The following is a 16,777-nucleotide window of genomic DNA, read 5'->3' on the forward strand; positions in this document are numbered from 1 at the left end:
CTCCCTAGAAGAACAGCGCGAGCGTGCCGAACATCGCCACGTAGAGGCAAAGTTCGGCCAACGACGGGTTGCTGAAGACTCTCGCGAAGCCGACGAAGCGCAGTAGCGGGCGAAGCATCAGGAACGCTAGCAGCGCGATTGCGGCATAGGAGACGATGGGGGCAATGAGCACGCCACCGACGACGAACTCCCGATATGTGTTCGTCATGACTGTTTGCCTTGGCTGGGGGCGGTTGGAGACTGCGACGGTGCAAATACGGTGCTTGCCGGAACCAGCACGGCGATGGCCGAATTGGCAGACAAGTTGCTTCGCGATGCCACTTGGCGTATCGCCTCGGCAGCAGCGAGGATCGCGGCACCGTTGCGCTGGGCGAGGGCCTCTCGCGCGTCCTGCACCACCCGGGCGAGCGGCTCCTGCGTCAGCTGCTGCAGTTCGGTGCCGCAGCGCCGCAAGCTCTCAGCCTGGTCGAAGCAGCGCATCGCCTTTGCTGCATTATCGCCATTGAGAGCGAAGGCGCCGTTTGCGGTCAGAATCTGTTCGATTCGCGCCGCGTCGCGAAACGCGGCTTCCTCTGGCGCGAGGTCTCGAACTTCCCAGCGGTGGAGGTGGCCCAGCTCGCACCTGGCCTCTCGCAGCAGCAGACGAACTCGTTGGTCGCCCGACAATGGAGGCAGCAGCATCTGGGCTGCGAGCACTAGCAGGGAGGACAGGCAGGCAAAGAAGCTCGTCACGAGAAATACCTCGGGGTCGTAGCTCTGCGGATTGGTCGGTGCGAGTACGGCGATCGTGAACACCAGGGTGAGCCGGCCGAGGGAAGACAGCAGCGGGTTCGGCAACGAGATCAGCAGCGCGAAGCCGATGACGACAGGCGCGAGACCGATCGCCAGCAGTTGAAATTCGGACACGCCGTTGAAGACGAAATATTTCAGGATGCCGGCCAGCGCGCAGGCGATCGGCATCGCCATTACTGTCACCATCGTGAAGGTGCGTGGCGCGGGCGCCGTCGAGCCGAGGCCGAGGATCACTGCGACGAGCGAGAGGCAGAGCTCGGTGGTCGGCCAGCCTGTCAACACGAAGAAGAGCCCAATCAGCGCGAACGAGATCGCGGCCCGTGCGCCGGTTTCTGCCGCGATGCGGCGCGAGCGGTAGAGCGGCGCGCGCCATGCATGATACGGGCGCTTCCCTTCATGCAGTGCATCGAGGCTGCTACGCACCTGCGCGTTCTTTCGGCTGATCTCGGCCCGGAGCCAGGATCTGGTAATCGCTATCAACCCAGCTGTGTGGGGGGGCGCGGCGGAGGTGGCGGGAAGCGCCGCGAGCATGCGGCCGAGAGAAAACGCGCTGACGAGGTCGACCAACGCGGAACGCGCGGCCTCGGATCTCGCCGTTCCGATGCTCGATTCGGTCGCAAGGCTGGCGATCTCCGGACGCACCGCCGCGATGTCATGCAGCAGGATCGCCGCAGTCGCTGCGGAGGCATGCTCGGTACCTTGCGTGAGGTCCGTGACCCGGCGGTGAAGCGCCTCGATGCGGCCTGCCAGCACCGGATGATAGTCCGGCGCGGCCAGCACCTCGTTGACCAGCGCCACCGCAAGGACCCCGATGCCGATGGCGGCACCGCGCGCGATGCCGGTCGGAAACACCTGAAGCGGCGTGTCGATCTGCTGGATGGCGATCAGGGCGACGGTGATGCAGCAGAGCGCCGCCGCATAGGCGCGATTGCCGTCCAGCATGGCGGCGACATAGACGCAGAGCCCGACCCAGATGCCGAGCACGGCGAGCAGGAGACCGTCGGTCTGAGAAAACACGCCGGCGATCGCAATCGATGCCATGACCCCAATCGCCGTCGCGAGCAGCCGGTAGCCGGCCTTTTCCATGCCCTGACCGCGTGTCGGCAAGGCCAATATCGCCACGGTCAAGGCCGCCGACGAGGGGGATTCGAGCTCGAGCCAGAAGCTCGCATAGAGTGCGAGCATCATCGCCAGCCATACCCGCAACGCGAAAGCCCAGGAACTCGCCGGGAAGCCGGCGAAGGCCAATGCGGACGGCGCGGCAGCACTGGTGGTGTTCACGGGAATCCAGCCCCATCCGTTCTCGGCAGAGCGTGCCGCCCGACCGAAATCCATAAAGTCGACGCAGACTATGAGGTTTGCAGGGCTTGCCGGTATTTCCGGTCCACCAACCCAGTTGCCGGAATGCACGTCTGGTTGGGGAAGAGGGCTGTTGCGCCAGGGACGGATAGACGGGCTACGGCGCGTGGCCTGCCAGCGCCTCTTCGAGGCAGCGGATGATCTCATCGCCGCTGGAGGGCTTGTCGAGATAGCAATGCGCGCCCGCAGCCATGACACGCTGGCGCACGGATTCGCTTGGAAATGCGGTCATGAAGATGATCGGGAAGCGGCGGCCGGCGGCATTCAATTGGGCCTGCAACTCATCGCCTGTGATGACCGGCATCTGCACGTCGGTGATCATGCATGCCGGATCGTCTCCCGGCGCATTCCGCAGGAAGTCCAGGCCGGACTCGTAGGCATCGGCCTCGTAGCCGAGCGAACGCACTAGGCTCGCAAGCGAAGCGCGAACGCCTTCGTCGTCGTCCACAATTGCAATCACAGGGGTCTTGGCCATTTGCGCTCAATCCTGACCGCGGTGTTCCGCAAGGCAAGGAGGATATCTCCCGTTGCGCGGCCGATAACGCCTTATGCACCCGGGGCCCGGACCGCCGAAATTATACTCAGGTTTGGTCCGTAGTCCTGCGGGTTTGGGAAACTCCGAGCGCCTCGGCCTTGCGAACGAGGTCGGCCAATGACCTAACCCCCATCTTGCGCATGACGTTCCCGCGGTGGATTTTGACCGTGATCTCGCTGAGGCCGATCAGGGCCGCCACCTGCTTGTTCATCAGGCCGGCGGTGACATGGCCCATCACCTCGCGTTCGCGCGCTGTCAGGGTCTCGTACTGGGCGCGGATGTCCTCCTTGGCCGCGGCTTCGGCACGGTGCTGCGCATCGCGCTCGAGCGCCGCGGTCACGGCATCCAGCATGTCCTGGTCGCGAAACGGCTTGGAAAGAAAGTCGACGGCGCCGGCCTTCATGGCACGCACCGACATCGGAATGTCCCCGTGGCCGGTCATGAAGATGATCGGATAGCTGATGCCTTGCCGGACGAACTGGCTCTGCAGATCGAGCCCGCTCACGCCCGGGAGGCGGACGTCCAGCACGATGCAGCCGGGACCGTCGGGCAGCGAGCCGGCCAGCAATTCGGCGGGCGAGCCGTACAGGCGCGTCTGCAGGCCGACGGATCGGAACAGGCTGTCGAGCGAGGCGCGGATGCCTTCGTCGTCGTCGACGACGATCACCAATGCACTGGAGGGTTGGGCGGGCGGCTGCGCCTGGTTTGGTCGTGTCATGGCAGAGCGTGTTCTTGGCTAAATGGCAATGTCAGGTGGAATGTCGTTCCCGAGCCCGGAGTGCTCGCCACCGACAACCGGCCGCCGTGAGCTTCCACCGTGGTTCGGCAGATCGCAAGCCCCATGCCCATTCCGCCATCCTTCGTCGTGAAGAACGGATCAAACAGGCGCGGCAGGTCCTCAGGTTGGATGCCCGGGCCGCTATCCTGTACCATGATGGCGAGGGTTTCACTGTCCTCGCTGCCGGCGCGCAGCGTGATGGTGCGGGAACCGGGCTGGCCTGACATGGCCTGGCCGGCATTGATCAGAAGGTTGACCAGGACCTGTTGCAGCTGGACCCGGTCGCCGCGAATCGGTGGCAGGCTGGGCTGCGACTCGACGGTGAGGGTGACCTTGTCCTTGGCGAGTTCGCGCGCGACCAGTGCAGTCGCCTCCTCGATGATCTCGCCGATTTGCAGCATATCCCGCTGGGGCGCGTCCTTCTTCAGGAAGGTGCGGATGCGGGTCACGATCTCGCTGGCGCGGCGCCCCTGAGCGACGACATGGCCGATCGACGTCGTGACCTCCTTGAGGTCGGGTACGTCGCGCCGCAGCCACCGCAAGCCGGCCTCGCCGCTTGTGACGATCGCCGCGAGCGGCTGGTTCACCTCATGCGCAATCGACGCGCTGAGCTCGCCGAGGGTTGCCACGCGCGCAGCATGAGCGAGCTCGGCTTGCGCCGCGAGCAGCGCATCCTGCGCCTGCCGGCGCTCGGTAATGTCGACGACGAAGACGAGCACGTTATGATCTTCGTCGGATTGAGGCGGAAAGGTGATCGTGAACAGCACGGGAACCTTGCGTCCATCGAGGCGCACGAGCTCGGTCTCCCCTTCGTGGAACCGCTCTCCTTCCGCGAATGCCACCAGCGCGTCGAGGAAACTGCGATCGTTCTCGCCCAGCAGCTTGTCCACGTTCTGGATGAATTCCGCAGAGCTGCTTGCCCCCGCCATCTTCTGCAGGGCAGGATTGACGTCGGTGATTTTGGCGAGTCCGCGGGCATGACGGACGAAATCGGGATGTCGTGCCAGGTAATCGCGCAGTTCCGCGCCTCGGGTAGGTAACGAATCCAGCGCGGTCCGCAGTCCGCTCCAGTCTTCCTCGACGACGCCGATCCGGCTTGCGTCGAACATTCGGCGGTATCGCTGCTCGCTCTGCACCAGCGCGCTGTGCGCCGCCACGTGGTCCGTGACGTCGGTGTGCGTTTCGAGCACTCCAACGGGTTTGCCGAGATGGTCGTGTTGCAGGGCCCAGCGGGCATCGACCGCGAGGGTGGCGCCAGTCTTCGTGCGCTGTTCAACCCTGCCTTCCCATCGCTCCGTATCGAGCAGGGTGGCCTCGATGGCTTCCCTCCGGTCGGGATAGCTGGTTCGCAGAAGCTTGTCGGCGAGCTGCCCGAGCGCCTCGTCGGCCGACCAGCCGTAGGTCTGTTCCGCGGCCCTGTTCCAGAAATTGATCACGCCGGCGCGATCGCGGACGAAAATCATGTCATGCGAGAGGTTGAGCAGGCGCGCCTGCGCCGCCAGACGATTGGTTGCGGCATGATTCTGGAGCGCGAGCAGCGTGGTGATGGCGATGGCCGCGAGGCTCACCAGGGCACGAAGGGCCGGTGAGCCGATGGGCTCGTGATCATGCGACAACAGATACGCCGTGACCGTCAGGGCGGCACAGCCGATCGCGGCGACGATGATGTCGTTGCGCCGGTTCGTACTCGCAGCGAGCAGGATCGCAACGACGTAGAGAACCGCGACCGCGCCCTCGAGCGGCGTCAGCACGTCGACCATGAAGACCGCAAGGGCGAGGACGGCGGACCAGAACCGCAAACCGGCGCGGCTCATGGATGAACCTGTGGGCCGATCAAAGTTCGTCATCGTCGCAGGCGGGGCTTCTTCTCATTGCAGCGGCGTTGATGCCGCGATTTGATCGCGCCCACAATATCCCGTCAGCTGATTTTCGTGCTCTCTTGGAAGACCTCGTGGATAGTCGATCCGGCGTGGGCGCCGGCACGGAGATTCCCCAGCGGAACACGGCTTATCGGTGATTTTGCCGGTCGCGGACGCGTCAACTTACCGCAGGCGGGCGGAGCTGCAGGCCTCGGGTAGATGCAGGCGAAGTGTTCCGCTCGCCCTCTCGCCCGGGATCATACCTACGTATGACGCGGTCAACCCGAGACCTTATCCATGCACCCGCGCGTAGAATGGAGCGGGCGGATCGCCGAACTACTCTGCTCCCATAGCATTCGGACAAGCCGGCCAGGCATTGCTGGTGCGAATTGGGACAAGGAGCTTCGACGATGTCGCTGCAGATATCATACTCGCAAAATGCCAAGGATCATGTCGCCGCCACGATGGACGTCTCTCCCATCGACGGCCCGCAGCTGCGGTTATCGAAACGTTCGTCGCGCTCCGGCGAGGAGGCGGTGATGCTCTCCCTCGTGCATCTGGATGTTGCGCTGGCCATCGAGCCACCAGCACCGGATGTGCAGGGATCTGCCAGTGGCGGGCCGAGCTTCAGGGTGTCCGCGAAACGCCTTGCGCACGCGTCCGCAGAGTCCGATCGGGAGACGGGTGCGGAGGAGGGCGCGGACCCGGTGATGCGGCGCCTCTCGGATGCCCTCGCGGCAACCAAAGCCATGCACAATCCGCATTCCGCCATTCTCGTCGACGCATTGCGCCTGGCCATTCTGACCCGCAAGGCCAGCGGGGGGACGACGGTCGGACGAGGCCAGTCCGAGCCGGCCGAGAGTGACCGCGCAGGGCACGCCTGCCGGGCGGTGCGGTCGCTGCAAAAATGGCGCCTCAAGCGCGTCATGCAATACATCGACGACAATCTGGAGGCGAAGGTCACCTTGCAGCATCTGGCTGCCGTTGCCGGCCTCAGCCGGATGCACTTCGCCGCGCAGTTCCGGGCGGCCGTCGGCATGCGGCCGCACGAATATTTGCTGAAGCGGCGGATCGAGCGTGCTCAGGAATTGCTGCAGCGGCCGGACATCTCGCTCGTCGACATCGCCTTGACCGTCGGGTTCCAGACGCAGGCTCATTTCACGACAGTGTTCAAGCGCTTCGCCGGCAATACGCCATATCAGTGGAGGAGTGCTCATCTTGCGCAATTCCTGCCGCTGCCGCGCCCCGAAGCGAGGGTGTCATGAGTGGCGTCGGTATGCAGGCCCTGTTGCTGCCGCTGCTCGGCATTCAGTCGGCGCTGGTGTACCACGAGCTCATGGGATTGTTCGAGATCGCTCGTGTCCTCGGTGCCTCCTATCGCTTTGCAACCTCAGGATCCGGGTTAGGCGCTCTTTACGGTCGCTTCACTCTGAACTTCTGCAGGACTATTGTCGGAGGCATTGCGCACTATGCATTGATGGACCGGTCGATCGAGGAGGCGATCCCGCAGCCTTGAAACAGAAGGCATTGGACCGATACGAGCGGTTCCGCAGTCGGCTCGACGGGCCCATTATTGCCGAGCGCTCCGAGATGCGCATGGCGAGCAGGGTTCGAGGTCGATGTGCCGCTCAGTGACGGCAGGACTTACACTCGCAGGATGGCCTCAATCTCTTGCGCTGCTCCGAGCAGCGAGCGGTCTTGTCCGCGCGCGGCGATGATCTGAAGGCCGAATGGAAGCCCGCACCGATCCGTTCCGCACGGAATCGAAATCGCCGGCAGGTGGGCATGATTGATAAAGGGCGTGAACACCGCGTGGGCACGCGGGCTTACGACTTTTCCACCGATCATGTCCGGGCCGAGTTGCGTCAGCGGCCACGCGACGCATGGAACGGTGGGCGTCAGCAGCAGGTCGACCTCGGTGAAGAAGGCTGCGAAGGCATTGGCGATCGCGGCGCTCGCGAGCAGCGCTCCGGCGACCTCCGCACCCGACCAGAGGAGACCCCGCTCGATCTGCTTGGCGACATCGGGATCGAAGACGGTCGGATCCTTGCGGAAGGAGTCGCCATAGAGCGCCGCGAGACCCGCATGCTGAAGCGGCATGATGGCGTCTTCCGTGGCGCCTGCCGGCCAGACGGGATCGCGTTGTGTGATGCGCAAACCCGCCGCGGAAAGACGGTCGATAGCGGCGGCGAGCCCATTCGCGACGACGTCGTCAATCGCGACATCGAGGCCGAGGCGCGGCGAGAACGCGATGCGCTGGCCGCCGATGTCTTCGGCCCGCTGCCCCACGACGGCAGAATCCGGATCGCGCGGATCAGCGCCGACCATGGCTTCGAACGCCAGTGCGATATCGGCCGCATCAGATGCGATCGGTGCGATGACGGAGAGGCCGAAGAAGGGCTCGGCGAAACCTGGCCCATAGGGAATCGCGCCATAGGACGGCTTGAAGCCGGCGACCCCGACATGGGCTGGCGGCCTGCGGCTCGAGCCACCCGCATCGGTGCCGATCGCGAGCGGCACGAGGCCGGCCGCAACTGTAGCCGCCGGGCCCCCCGACGAGCCACCCGGGGTCAGCGCAGGATCGAGGGGATGCCGCGTTGGTCCATACAGCGGCGAGGTGGTGACGCCCTTGCAGGCGAACTCGGATGTTGCGCCGATGCCGACGACGACCGCTCCGGCCTTGCGCAGGCGCTCGATCGCGATGGCATCGTGCGGTGCGATGAAATCGCAAAACAGGCGCGAGCCCTGCGTCACACGCCAGCCGCCGACCCAGATGTTGTCCTTCACGATGACGGGGACGCCGGCGAGCGGCATTGTCTCGCCGGCACGCAGGCGATCGTCGACCGCCGCAGCGTCGGCCAGCGTGCGTTCGGGATCGATCGTGACGACCGCGTTCAACTTCCTGGCTGTCTCGATGCGCGCGAGCGCGGTCTTTGCAGTCTCGACGGCGCTCGTCCGTCCAGCGGCGACATCGGCGGTGATCCCGCGGGCATTATGCGCTGGCATTGTCATGGCCTCCCCAGATCAGCGCCACCGTGCCGCAGAGGGCCAGGCAGGCCAAGGCAAAGAAGGCTGTGCCGAGGCCGGCCACACCATCCAGGATCGACACCAGCGCGGGTGCCGCCAGCAGGCCGGCATAGGACGCGGTCAGCACCGCGCCGGTGGTCTCGCCGATCCGGTCCTGCGGCGCGAGGCGGGCGATCTCGGCGATGAAAACGCCGTTCCAGCCCGATGCCGTCAGGCCGAACAATGCCGCAATTGCGAACTGACCGGTACGGCCGAGTGAGGCGCCTTCGAGGCCCAGCAGCGCGGCGCAGAAGGCCATACCGAGGCCGATGACGATGAGCACCATACGCGAAGCATTGAGGCGCATCGCCACGAAGCCCCAGCCGAGCCGTCCGACCAGCCCGCCGGCCTGCGCGCAGGCTAGCGCCATGCCGGCCTCGATATGGCTAAGGCCAAGCTCGCGGGTGCCGAGCATGACGAAGACGGTGTTGAGCGACACCTGCATCGCGCTGAACGGCATCGAGGCCAGCGCCAGCATCGCGATGCGTCGGTCTGCCGTCATCAGCGCCAGCCGCGCGCGGAGATCGAGCTTCGGGGGCGGGACGAGCTTGCCGGCGTAGGCTGGCCGCAGCCGTTCGAACAGCGCGATTGCCAGCAGCGCCAAGGCAGCAACGGCCGCATAGCACCAGGCCGGCCCGAACGCGATGGCGATCGCGGGCAGCGCCAGCGAGCCGCAGACCGCGCCGATCTGGTTGCCGGTCTGGCGCACGGAGAAGACGAAGGCGCGGCGCTCGGCGGTCACGAGCCGTGCCAGCAGCGCCGCGCTCGCCGGCGTCTCGGGCCCCATGGCAAAGCCGAGGCAGAGGCCCGCGGCCAGCAGGGCGGCGGTCGATCCGAGCGCGGCCAGCGCCATGCCGACGACGATGGCCGCCGCGCACAGGCTCGCGATCCGCAGCGAGCCAACCCGCGCGATGAAGCTGCCGCCCCAGAACGAGGCTGGGATGCCGACGGCGAACACGGCGCAGGAGAACATCGAGAGCTGCCAGACCTCGATATGGGCGCGCGGCGCGACCACGCCAGGCGCGAACAAGGCAAGCGCAACGAGGGCCTGCAGCGAGGTCATCGCGCCAAGGGCGGGCAGCAATGCGGGTGCTGGTCGAACGGCCGCGTTTCCGTCTACCATGGCGGCGTGCTCATGGGAGGTACATCGTGGCAGGCGGCATTTCCATTCACGCAGTCGATGTGGCGAGCGGGCGCCCCGCGCAGGGGCTGCGCGTCGAGATCTGGCGGATCGATCCGGACTCCTCGCGCATCGCCGACGGGAGACTCGGCGCCAATGGCGTGCTCGATCATGCCGTCGCGCAAGGCGTTGGTGTGACGGCAGGCGAGTACGAGGTCCTGTTTCATCTCGGAGAGTTCTTTGGTGACAGCGACGGCTTTCTGACCGTGTCGCCGTTCCGTTTCCGCATAAAGCATGTCGATGAGCATTTTCATCTGCCGCTGAAATTCACGCGCTGGGGCTATTCGCTGTTCCGCGGCGCCTGATCAGTTCGTCAGCCGCCGCGACAGGCCGGTGACGCGCTCCATGACCGCGACCAGCGCGACGGTCGCGATGATCAGCACGCCCGACAGCGCAGCGATGGTGACGTCGAGCTTGCCCTCGAGGTCCTGCCACATCCGGATCGGCAGCATGTCGGTCGCGGCATCGCGCAGAAATAGCGAGACCGGCACATTGTCGAAGGACGACATGAAGGCGATGAAGGCGCCGGCGATGATGCCGGGCCGGATCAGCGGCAGCACGATGCGGCGGAACGTGTAGAGACGGCTTGCCCCCAGCACGGCCGAGCTTTCGAGCAGGGTCGGCTCGAGCTGGGCGAGGGCCGCGACCGTGTTTCGCACGACATAGGGGACGCAGACCACGGTGTGTCCGATCACCAGCGTCAGCGGCGACACCGGCAGGCCGACCAGCGAGAACAGCATCAGGGCGGCAAGGCCGAAGGCGAGCGCCGGCAAGACCAGCGGCGACATGAAGAGGGAATCGAGCAGCCGTGCGGACAGCGTCCGCGACCGCGAGATCGCGAGCGCGGCCGCGACGCCGAGCACGACGGAGAGGCCGGTCGCCCACAACGCCACGATCAGGCTGTTCTTGGCCGCGAAATGCAGCTGCCAGGCATTCCAGAGCTCGATATACCAGCGCAGCGAATAGCCCGGCGGCGGGAAGCGCAGCGAGAAGCCGCTCGTGAAGGAGACGATCACAACGATCAGTGACGGCGCGATGATGATGATCAGTGCGATCAGCGCGATCACGGTCATGACCAGCTCGAAGCTCAGGGCTTCCAGGGTACGCCTGCGGCCGCTCATCACGCTCCTCCATAGCCGCGCGACAGGCGGCCGAGCGTGGTGAAGACCGAGACGACCGCGAGCACGGCGAGCAGGAAGATGATCGAGATCGCCGCAGCAAACGGCCAGTTCTGCAGCGTGGAGGCTTGCTGATAGAGATACATCGGCATGAACAGCATCTGCCCGCCGCCGACCAGCGATTGGGTGATGAAGGCGGTGATCGCGGCGGCATAGGTCAGCGTGCAGCCGGCGATCACGCCGGGCAGGGACAGCGGCAGCACGATCCTGAAGAAGGTGCGCCAGCTTCCGGCGCCGAGCGAGCAGGACGCATCGTTGAGATTGGGGTCGATGCGGCCGAGCGCGGTGATCAGCGGTAGGGTCATCAAGGGCATCTGCACCTGTGCCAGAGCGATCACGACGCCAAACTGTGTGTAAAGCAGCTTCAACGGTGTATCGATGATCCCGAGCGATTGCAGTGTCGCATTGATGATGCCCTGGCGGCCCAGGATGACGATCCAGGCGAAAGTGCGGACGACCACGCTGGTCAAAAGCGGCAGCAGCACGATCAGGATGATGATGGTCTGAAGCTTTGGTCCGACTCGTTGATAGAGCCACGCGATGGGAAAGCCGAGCACGAGACAGACGGCGGTTACCTCGGCGCCCAGCAGCAGCGTCGAGCCGAGCACGCCCAGGCTGAATGGATCGGTGAGGAAGTGCAGGTACTGGCCGAGCCCCCAATGGAGCCCGGCCGTGTCGTTGTGCAGCGAGAGCCAGAACAGTTGCAGCAGCGGCGCAACGAAGAAGAAAAGGAAGAACAGCGCCAGCGGCGCTGCCAATCCCATCCCGTAGGACGTCACATCTCGTGATGCCGGCGCTGCACCCATTGTTAGATCTTGATCTCGCGGTTGAAGCGCTCGATCCAGGCCGAGCGCTGCTCGTTGATCTTCTTCCAGTCCTGGAACACGAACTTCTTCTTCAGCTCGACGGTGTCCTTGGCCAGCACGCGCGCGATCTCGCCGCCCATCGTGACCTTGGAATTGGTCGGCACGATCAGATAGGGCGGGTTCATCAGCGTGGTCTGCACTTCGGGCGTCAGCGCGGCCTCGATCAGCTTGAAGGCGAGCTCGCGGTTGGGCGAGTTCTTGACGATGTGGATCGTGGTCTTGAAGGCGATGGCGCCTTCCTTCGGCGCCACGAACTCGACCGGCACGCCGCGCGCTTTCAGGATCTGGATGGCGTTGAAATTGCCTGGCGAGATGTCGATCTGGCCCTGCTGGAACAGGGTCGCGAGCGCGCCAGGATTGGCGGCGACCGCGGCGAGATTGGGCTTGAGCTCTTCCAGCGCCTTGAAGCCGGGATCGACATTGGCTTCGGAGCCACCGCGCATCTTGGCAATCTCGACCAGCCATCCGGTGCCGAGTGTCGAGTTGAGGTTGGTGATGCCGACGCGGCCCTTGAATTCGGGCTTCCAGAGATCGGCCCACGACGTCGGCGGCGTCTTGACGGCTTCCGGATTGTAGGTGAGGCCGACGACCTGGAAGAACGGGGCAGGGCCCATCGGTTCCTGTGCCTCGGCGATCAGGTCCTTGTAGTAGGCGCTCTTCTCGACCGGATAGGGCTCGACCAGGCCCTGGCCGATGGCGACGAGAGCAGGACCGGGATCATGCAGCATCACGTCGATCGGCGGATTGGCCTTGGCGGCGTTGACCTTCGCGATCTGGTCGACCGAGAGCATCGGGTCGAGCACGATCGCAGCGTCCGCGTTCGCCTTGCGAAAGGCCGGCACCAGCACCGCCTTGTGCGCTTCCTCCCAGCTTCCGGTGAAGGTCGCAAACACCAGTGGGCGGGCCTGGGCGAAGCTCAGTCCGGGAAACGCTTTCATGGCGCCGAGTGTGAGGGCGGTGGTCAGCAGGCTTCGGCGGTTGAGGATCATGTCGAACTCCATTTGGACTATGACTGCATTTCAAAGCGTTGCGGGAAAGGCGTTGGCGAGCGACGGCGCGAGCGGTGCGAGGCGCACCGCGGCACCGTTCTCCAGGGCGCGCGTCTCGCCGATGCGCGCCTGGGAGACCTTGACGCCGGAGCCGTCGGCAGTGGTGACTTCGTGCACGACAGTGGCTCCCAGCGGCAGCGACATGCCGACGACGCCGGCAAAGCCGGTCTCGTCGCCGACGAATTGCAGATGCTCGGGACGGATGCAGACGGTGACGCGGCCACCTTCGCGGAGCGCTCCGCCAGCGGGCCGCGCGATGATCTCCGTGCCGGCGTCGAGGCGTATCTTGGCGGCGGTACGGTCCGCCGAGACCACCACGCCGGGCATGCGGTTGGTCGAACCGACGAAGGTGTTGACGAACAAGGTCTGCGGCCGGTCGTAGACGTCGGACGGTGTGCCGAACTGTTCGAGCTTGCCGTGGCTCAGCACGGCGACCCGGTCCGCCATCGACAGCGCCTCTTCTTGATCGTGAGTGACGATGAGCGTGGTGATGCCGGAAACGCGTTGCAGCCGCTTGACCTCGATCTGCATGTCGAGCCGCAGATTCTTGTCGAGCGCGGCAAAGGGCTCGTCGAGGAGTAGGATCGACGGCTTGATCGCGAGCGCTCGGGCGAGCGCGACGCGCTGCTGCTGGCCGCCGGAGAGCTGCCGCGGCAGCCGCTCGGCCATTGCAGGCAGCTGCACCAGCTCCAGCAGGCGTTGCGCCTCGCGCTGGCGCGTCGCCTTGTCGATGCCGCGGGCGGCGAGGCCGTAAGCGACGTTCTCACTGATCGACAGGTGCGGAAACAGCGCGTAGTTCTGGAACACGATCCCGACCGCGCGGCGGTTCGGCGGCAGCGTGTCTACGATGTCGTCGCCGATGATGATCCGTCCTTGCGTCTGCGCGATGAAGCCGGCGATGATACGCAAGAGCGTTGTCTTGCCGCAGCCGGACGGACCGAGCAGGGCGATGATCTCGCCGCCCTTGATGTCGAGATTGATGTCCTCGACCGCGAGTGCGCCGCTCGGATAGCGGTGAGTGACCGCGTCGACGACGAGCGAACGCCCGCTTGGCGCATCAGCCATGGTGTTGCCTCCCGTTGCCCCAGAAGAGTAAGCAAGTCTCGTGCCCGCGCCTGTCGCTTTTCGGCGCGGGTTTTGGCATGGTGGCTCGATGACATCGATTTGCGACCTCTCCGCCACAACCATCGCGCGCGCCATCGCGAAGCGCGAACTGTCCTCGCGAGAGGTGGTCGATGCCCATCTCGAACGGATTGCGCACAGTGACGTGCAATTGGCGGCATTCGTCACGGTCGACGCAGAGGGGGCCCGTCGCGCCGCGCAAATCTGCGATGAGGCGCCTGCGCCGACCGGGCCGTTGCACGGCGTGCCCGTTGGGATCAAGGACCTTACGGACACCGCTGGGCTGACGACCAGCTATGGATCGGCCCTGTTCCGCAACTATATCCCGGCGGAGGACGATCTGGTGGTCGCGCGGCTGCGCCGCGCCGGCGCGATTATTCTCGGCAAGACCAACACGCCGGAGTTCGGCTTCGGTGCGGTCTGTACCAACAGATTGTGCGGACCGACGCGAAATCCCTTCGATTTCTCGCTGACCTCCGGCGGGTCGTCCGGCGGCTCTGCCGTCGCGGTTGCGGCCGGCATGGTGCCGCTGGCGCACGGCACCGATTTCGGCGGTTCGGTGCGCACGCCCGCAAGCTTCTGTGACGTCGCCTCGATCCGGCCGACGCCCGGCCGCATTCCGTCGCCGCTCCGTCCGCTCGGCTGGGACATGCTCGCCACGCACGGTTTCCTTGCTCGCGGTGTCGATGACCTCGCGCTTGCGCTGTCCGTGTGCGAGGGAAGCGATGTGCGCGACCCCGTATCGATCGGCGTCAGCAGCGACGATTGGTCGATCGCTGGACGTCCCCGGATCGCCGTCACACCCGATTTCGGTGTCGCACCGGTCGCACGCGACGTTCGCGCGCGGTTCACTACCGCGTGTGAGGCGCTGGCCAGGGTTGCCGACGTCGTGCCGTCCTCGCCCGATTGTATCGGCGCGGTCGAAACCTTCCGCATGCTGCGCGCCGCGCACATCGCCAACAGCTATGGCGAGTTGCTGAGGACCCGGCGTGCGGAGCTCACTCCGACGGTGATCTGGAATATCGAAGCCGGCGCGAACCTCTCGGCGCAGGATTACCTCAACGCCGAACGGCGTCGTACCGCCATCTACCGCAGCTTTCGCGAGCTGTTCATCCGTACCGATTTCTTGATTGCGCCGGCCGCGTCCGTCTTCCCCTGGCCGAACGAGATCGGCGATGTCACCGCAATTGACGGGGCGGCTTTGGAGACGCCGATCGACTATCTCGCGGTCACTTTCATCGTGTCCCTGGTCGGCTTTCCGGTCCTGACCATGCCAGTACGACGAGAAGCGAGCGAACTGCCCTTCGGCATCCAGATCATCGCGCCGCCGGGCGGCGAATCCCGCTTGTTTGCCTTCGGCCGTGTCCTCGAGAACGAACTGGGTTTTTCGCATCGGCGGCCGCCTTTCTGATCAGCTGTCGCGATGCTCGAGCCGGGCGGCGAGCGCAGCGGCGAGACCAAGGGTCGGTTTGGCGGCGGGCCGGCGGAACGTGCCCGCCGTTGCCTTGCGCAGGCGCAGGGCCACCAGCGCCTCGGCCTGCTTCACTGAAGCAATGACCTGGTCGACTACGGGGACTGAAATCCGGTCGGCGACGCGCTCGGCGAGGCCCGAGAGCGGGGCGCCCGCAAAAATCAGCACATCGGCCTCATCCTCGACGATGGCGCGCTGGGCGAGATCAACCAGCACGTCCTCCTTCTCGGTGCCGACCTCGGAGACGGCCTGAAAAGGCGTATCGAGCATGCGGATGCCGGCGCAGCGCTCCCACAGCCCGTGGGCGCGGACGCATTCCTCGTACCAAGGGCCAAGCGCCTGGGCGAAGGTGACAATGGCGAAGCGCCGCCCGGCCATGCAGGCGGTCAGCATCGCCGCTTCCGCCATGCCGACCACGGGAATGTCGAAGGTCTCGCGCGCGGCGAACAGGCCGGGATCGCCGAAGGCCGCGATGATCGCGGCATCGACCGTCTTGTGCTGCTCGGCCAGCATCTCCAGCGCGATGGCCCCGCCGATCTGCGCCTCGGTGCGCGTCGCGATATAGGGCACGCCGCGGGTCGCGGTGCAGGGGATCAGCTCCGTCCCGGGCGAGACCGCGCGCTGCCCGACACCCATCATCAGGTGCGTGATCTCGGCGCTGGTGTTCGGGTTGAGCAACAGCAGCTTCATGGTTCAGGCCGCCGTCCGCTTTGTTTGAGAGGCGGCGAGGACTTCGAGCAGGGCCGTGCCGGTGCGCGCGACATGCGCGCCGAGCAGCCGGCCGGCCGCTTCGCCGTCGCGCACTTCGAGGGCGGCCAGGATATCGGCGTGCTCGTCGACCGAATTGCTCCAGCGGCGATCGGCGCCGAGGGCGAGATATCGCGCGCGCTCGGCCCGGGAGATCAGCGTTTCGTGAGCTTCCCGCAGCGGCGTGTTGCGGGCCATGCGGACGATGGTGTTGTGGATCTCCCCGTTGATGGCGAAATAGTCGTCCAGCTTGCCGTTGCGGTGATGACCCTCCATGCGGGCCTGAAGCGTGCGCAGGCGGGCGAGGTCGCGCTCGGTCGCGCGCTCCGCAGCGAGCTCGGCGGCGAGTCGCTCGATACCGGCGAGCGCCTCGAACAATTCCGAGATGCCGTCCGCCGCGATATCGGCAATGCGCGGGCTGCGGTTGGGTCGAAGCTCGATCAACCCCTCCGCGGCAAGCACTTTCATCGCCTCACGCAAGGGGGTGCGCGACACGCCGAGCTCCTTCGACAGCCAGGTCTCCTGGGTCTGCGAACCCGGCGGCAGTTCGCCGCGAATGATCATCGTCCGCATCCGCGCCGCGGCACGCTCATGCAGGCCCATCCGCTTGAGTTTGGGCGACTTTCGTCCCTTTGGCGCTTCCGGTTTTGGCTGCACGCATGCCTCACTTTTCAGGTTGATCTTAGCCGTTTCCGGCTCGTTGGCTTGCCTAAAATACCGACGTATCTCGCTGAAAACAATAGCACAACGCGCAAATTGTATGCAGCATGCAGAA

The 16,777-nt window shown here is 65.6% G+C and carries 17 protein-coding genes; 4 read left to right on the forward strand and 13 right to left on the reverse strand.

Annotation, left to right across the window (positions count from 1 at the left end):
* Positions 1 to 4 precede the first annotated feature (4 nt).
* The 5 genes from ACSHT2_RS32990 to ACSHT2_RS33010 form a co-directional block, all read right to left on the reverse strand.
* Positions 5 to 208, reverse strand: a complete 204-nt coding sequence (locus tag ACSHT2_RS32990; RefSeq protein WP_440639160.1) for a DUF1656 domain-containing protein — start codon at positions 206 to 208, stop codon at positions 5 to 7.
* Positions 205 to 2,073: an FUSC family protein gene (locus ACSHT2_RS32995; RefSeq protein WP_440639162.1), complete on the reverse strand. Its 1,869-nt coding sequence runs from the start codon at positions 2,071 to 2,073 to the stop codon at positions 205 to 207. Before ACSHT2_RS32995 ends, ACSHT2_RS32990 begins: the two co-directional genes overlap by 4 nt.
* Before the next feature lie 175 nt (positions 2,074 to 2,248).
* Positions 2,249 to 2,626 carry a response regulator transcription factor gene (locus ACSHT2_RS33000; RefSeq protein WP_440639164.1) on the reverse strand — a complete coding sequence of 126 codons (378 nt, stop codon included), beginning with the start codon at positions 2,624 to 2,626 and terminating at the stop codon, positions 2,249 to 2,251.
* Positions 2,627 to 2,732: 106 nt separating this feature from the next.
* Positions 2,733 to 3,404 (reverse strand): response regulator transcription factor, encoded by a 672-nt coding sequence (locus tag ACSHT2_RS33005; protein WP_028179426.1) that lies wholly within the window; start codon positions 3,402 to 3,404, stop codon positions 2,733 to 2,735.
* Complete coding sequence (locus tag ACSHT2_RS33010; protein WP_440639166.1) at positions 3,401 to 5,224, reverse strand: PAS domain-containing sensor histidine kinase; 1,824 nt, start codon at positions 5,222 to 5,224, stop codon at positions 3,401 to 3,403. Before ACSHT2_RS33010 ends, ACSHT2_RS33005 begins: the two co-directional genes overlap by 4 nt.
* Before the next feature lie 509 nt (positions 5,225 to 5,733).
* Between ACSHT2_RS33010 and ACSHT2_RS33015 the strand changes: the two genes are divergently transcribed.
* Positions 5,734 to 6,588: a helix-turn-helix domain-containing protein gene (locus ACSHT2_RS33015; protein WP_440639168.1), complete on the forward strand. Its 855-nt coding sequence runs from the start codon at positions 5,734 to 5,736 to the stop codon at positions 6,586 to 6,588.
* A complete protein-coding gene (locus ACSHT2_RS33020; protein WP_440639169.1) occupies positions 6,585 to 6,839 on the forward strand; it encodes a hypothetical protein in 255 nt (84 codons plus the stop codon). The genes ACSHT2_RS33015 and ACSHT2_RS33020 overlap by 4 nt, the downstream gene beginning before the upstream one ends.
* A gap of 128 nt (positions 6,840 to 6,967) precedes the next feature.
* Here ACSHT2_RS33020 and ACSHT2_RS33025 read toward each other — a convergent pair whose 3' ends face one another.
* Together ACSHT2_RS33025 and ACSHT2_RS33030 are read right to left on the reverse strand one after the other, a co-directional pair.
* Positions 6,968 to 8,335, reverse strand: coding sequence for an amidase (locus ACSHT2_RS33025; RefSeq protein WP_440639170.1), 1,368 nt, complete (start codon positions 8,333 to 8,335; stop codon positions 6,968 to 6,970).
* Positions 8,316 to 9,512, reverse strand: a complete 1,197-nt coding sequence (locus ACSHT2_RS33030; RefSeq protein WP_440639172.1) for an MFS transporter — start codon at positions 9,510 to 9,512, stop codon at positions 8,316 to 8,318. Before ACSHT2_RS33030 ends, ACSHT2_RS33025 begins: the two co-directional genes overlap by 20 nt.
* 26 nt (positions 9,513 to 9,538) lie before the next feature.
* Between ACSHT2_RS33030 and ACSHT2_RS33035 the strand changes: the two genes are divergently transcribed.
* Positions 9,539 to 9,874, forward strand: a complete 336-nt coding sequence (locus tag ACSHT2_RS33035; RefSeq protein WP_440639173.1) for a hydroxyisourate hydrolase — start codon at positions 9,539 to 9,541, stop codon at positions 9,872 to 9,874.
* Here ACSHT2_RS33035 and ACSHT2_RS33040 read toward each other — a convergent pair whose 3' ends face one another.
* From ACSHT2_RS33040 to ACSHT2_RS33055, 4 genes are read right to left on the reverse strand one after another with little or no spacing between them, the layout of a single operon-like run.
* Entirely contained in the window at positions 9,875 to 10,690 is an 816-nt protein-coding gene (locus tag ACSHT2_RS33040) for an ABC transporter permease (protein WP_440639174.1), read from the reverse strand.
* Entirely contained in the window at positions 10,690 to 11,553 is an 864-nt protein-coding gene (locus ACSHT2_RS33045; RefSeq protein ID WP_440639176.1) for an ABC transporter permease, read from the reverse strand. The genes ACSHT2_RS33040 and ACSHT2_RS33045 overlap by 1 nt, the downstream gene beginning before the upstream one ends.
* Before the next feature lie 2 nt (positions 11,554 to 11,555).
* Positions 11,556 to 12,602, reverse strand: coding sequence for an ABC transporter substrate-binding protein (locus ACSHT2_RS33050; RefSeq protein ID WP_440639178.1), 1,047 nt, complete (start codon positions 12,600 to 12,602; stop codon positions 11,556 to 11,558).
* A gap of 30 nt (positions 12,603 to 12,632) precedes the next feature.
* The gene (locus tag ACSHT2_RS33055; RefSeq protein WP_440639180.1) at positions 12,633 to 13,727 is read right to left on the reverse strand and encodes an ABC transporter ATP-binding protein; all 1,095 of its coding nucleotides are present in this window, start codon (positions 13,725 to 13,727) and stop codon (positions 12,633 to 12,635) included.
* An 88-nt stretch (positions 13,728 to 13,815) separates the two neighbouring features.
* On the opposite strand from ACSHT2_RS33055, the gene ACSHT2_RS33060 reads away from it, so the two are divergent.
* Positions 13,816 to 15,195, forward strand: a complete 1,380-nt coding sequence (locus ACSHT2_RS33060; RefSeq protein WP_440639182.1) for an amidase — start codon at positions 13,816 to 13,818, stop codon at positions 15,193 to 15,195.
* Here ACSHT2_RS33060 and ACSHT2_RS33065 read toward each other — a convergent pair whose 3' ends face one another.
* Positions 15,196 to 15,945, reverse strand: coding sequence for an aspartate/glutamate racemase family protein (locus tag ACSHT2_RS33065; protein WP_440639183.1), 750 nt, complete (start codon positions 15,943 to 15,945; stop codon positions 15,196 to 15,198).
* Between the two features lie 3 nt (positions 15,946 to 15,948).
* Complete coding sequence (locus tag ACSHT2_RS33070; protein ID WP_440642981.1) at positions 15,949 to 16,728, reverse strand: GntR family transcriptional regulator; 780 nt, start codon at positions 16,726 to 16,728, stop codon at positions 15,949 to 15,951.
* Positions 16,729 to 16,777: the final 49 nt, after the last annotated feature.

Origin of the sequence: Bradyrhizobium sp. PUT101 (assembly GCF_052043945.1) — a bacterium.
Lineage (GTDB): Bacteria > Pseudomonadota > Alphaproteobacteria > Rhizobiales > Xanthobacteraceae > Bradyrhizobium.